2 protein-coding genes are annotated in these 2,744 nt (G+C 68.9%); both read left to right on the plus strand.

From position 1 onward, the window contains the following. The first annotated feature begins 404 nt into the window (after positions 1-404). A complete protein-coding gene (locus AC31A1_RS49665; protein ID WP_489659639.1) occupies positions 405-2,153 on the plus strand; it encodes an esterase in 1,749 nt (582 codons plus the stop codon). Positions 2,154-2,263: 110 nt separating this feature from the next. Next, positions 2,264-2,744: PhzF family phenazine biosynthesis protein (locus tag AC31A1_RS49670; RefSeq protein WP_489659640.1), on the plus strand; the 481-nt coding region annotated here is incomplete at its 3' end.

The following is a 2,744-nucleotide window of genomic DNA, read 5'->3' on the forward strand; positions in this document are numbered from 1 at the left end:
AGAAATGACTGCCGGGCGAGGAGGGGGACTTGGCCCCTGCGTCTACGGGGGGAAGGAAGGCTTCGACACGGCCTCCGCGACCGGGAGTTGCTCCTTCGCCTGTGCGATTCCTGTCTCAGGCCGTCACCGTCGCACTTCCTTGATGTGGACGGGGTGGCGATCGCGGGGAGAGGTTGTGGCGGCTTCGGCGACCCGGTTTGACGCGGCCGCGCCCGGCGCTGACGTCTTCTAACAAAATTATCATCGAAATTGTTAACAATTCGCGGCTCCGGCTCAGGGTCCCGGCCTACAGTCTGGGACTCGTACGAGCCGCACAGCCCGACTTGCCCGCGGCGTCGCCGGGGTGGTGCCCAAGTACGGCTGTGACCAAGCAACTTGCTGTACAAGGAGGTCCACGGGTGGACATGAACCGCAGAACGGTTATCCGTAGCGCCACGGGCGTCGCAGCCCTGGCCACGTTCGGAGTCGCTGAGGGCACGGCAGGCACGGCGTTCGCCGCCACCGCGTCGCCGAGCAGTTCGTCGAGCACGTCCGCGGCGTACTCGCTGGAGCTCGACTCCACCGCATGGTCGTACGACTCGACCAACGACGTGTACTACCAGATCGGGAAGGTGTACGTCGCGAACCCGGCTGCGACGGACTACGAGAACCTGTCGATCTATGTGCCGGGCGCCTATCTGACGGCCACCGCGAACAGCGACGGGACCACTTACACCGCGAAGGCGAATCCGAAGGGCACCGTCGGCGCGTACTCGGGACGCACGGCGCCGATCGTGATCCCGGTGAACACCCCCGGTTACGCCCAGCAGGCACCGGCCACGTCCTACAGCTACACCAGCGTGTCGGCGTACCTGGAGGCCGGGCTCGTCTACGTGTGGCCGGGCCTGCGCGGCCGGGACAGCTCGACCAGCACCCGCTCCGACGCGGCTCCCTGGGGCGTGACCGACCTCAAGGCCGCGGTCCGCTTCCTCCGGTACAACCGGAGTGTCCTGCCCGGCAGCGCGGACGACATCGTCCTGTTCGGCATGAGCGGCGGCGGCGCCCAGGACACCGTGGCGGGCACGTCCGGCGACAGCCCCCTGTTCGACCCGTACCTGCGCACGATCGGCGCGGCGATGGAGGACGCCCAGGGCCGGCCCCTCAGCGACGCGGTCGCAGGCGTCATGGCCTGGTGCCCGATCACCGACCTCGCCGAGGCCAACCTGTCCTACGAGTGGAACATGGGCCAGTTCGCCTCGACCGGCACGCGCGCGTCCACCACGTGGACCAGCGCCTACTCGGCGGACCTCGCGAAGGCCTGGCCCAAGTACCTCAACCGCCTGGGTCTGCGCGACGAGCACGGCAAGCGCCTGGAACTGACCGAGTCAAGCAGCGGCACGTACCTGTCCGGCAGCTACTACGACCACCTGATCGAGGTGATCACCACCTCGCTGAACAACTTCCTCTCGGACAACACCTTTCCGTACACCATCACGACCCAGGGCGGCCCGCCCGGATCGGGCCAGACGGGAACCTCGACCACGTACGAGACGGTCGCCGACTACATCGCCCACCTCAACACCGACAGCACCTGGGTCACCTACGACGCCACGACCAACACCGCCACGGTGTCCGGTCTCGAAGGCTTCGTGAACAGCCAGAAGACCGCGAACAAGCCGGTCGGCGCGTTCGACGGATACTCCCGCGGGCAGGGCGAGAACAGCGTCTTCGCGATGGGGCTCAATGCCCCGTCGCACTTCGCGCCGCTCACGCGTGACGTCGTCAGGGCGAACGAGACGACGTACGCCACGTACTCCGACTGGGACTCCGCCTACGGCTCCTCGGCCTACGACAGCGACTTCGCGAAGAAGGACAGCGTTGGCAAGGACATGGCCTGGCGGGGCGACGCGTACAACCCGCTGTACTTCCTCTCGCCCGCCTTCGCCGGCTACCGGCAGTCGAAGGTGGCGCGGCACTGGCGCATCCGCACCGGCATCATGCAGGGCGACACGGCCAACACGACCGAGATCAACGTCCAGTTGGCCCTGCGGAACTACGGCCTCCGTGACGTCGACTTCGCCACGGTGTGGGGCCTGGCGCACACGATGGCCGAGCGCACCGGCGACGCGACGACCAACTTCATCAGCTGGGTGGAGTCCGTGGTCAAGAAGTGATCGCCGGCCAGGACAGTCCGGGCGCCCGACCGGCAGGCTTCCGTCGGGCGCCCTGCGCCGTCTCCGCCCACGTGCGGGAATGGCCGCGGCCCCACCCCGGTTGCCCGAGCATGACGACGACCGAGTCACAGCCCGAGGTTCTGCGCTACACCGCCTTCTCCAGCGACCCGGCCGGCGGGAACCCCGCAGGCGTCGTCCTGGACGCCACCGCCCTGGACGACAGCGCCATGCTGGCCATCGCCGCCGACCTCGGATACTCGGAGTCCGCGTTCCTGACGGCGCCCCCGGAGGGCCTCGGCGGTGAGGAGGGGCGGGCGTACACCATCCGGTACTTCAGCCCCAAGGCCGAGGTGCCGTTCTGCGGGCACGCCACCGTCGCGACCGCCGTGGCGCTCGCCGAGCGGGTGGGCCCTGGGGAGCTGGTGTTCGCGACGCGCGCCGGCACCGTGCCGGTGCACGTGGTCGAGGAGGGCGGGACGCTCCGGGCCACGCTCACCAGCGTCGAACCGCACATCGAGGACATCACCGGCGCCGACCTCACGGAGGCACTCGCCGCGCTCGGCTGGCCGGAGGCCGATCTCGACCCCGCCC

Source organism: Streptomyces sp. P5F9 (assembly GCF_057961495.1).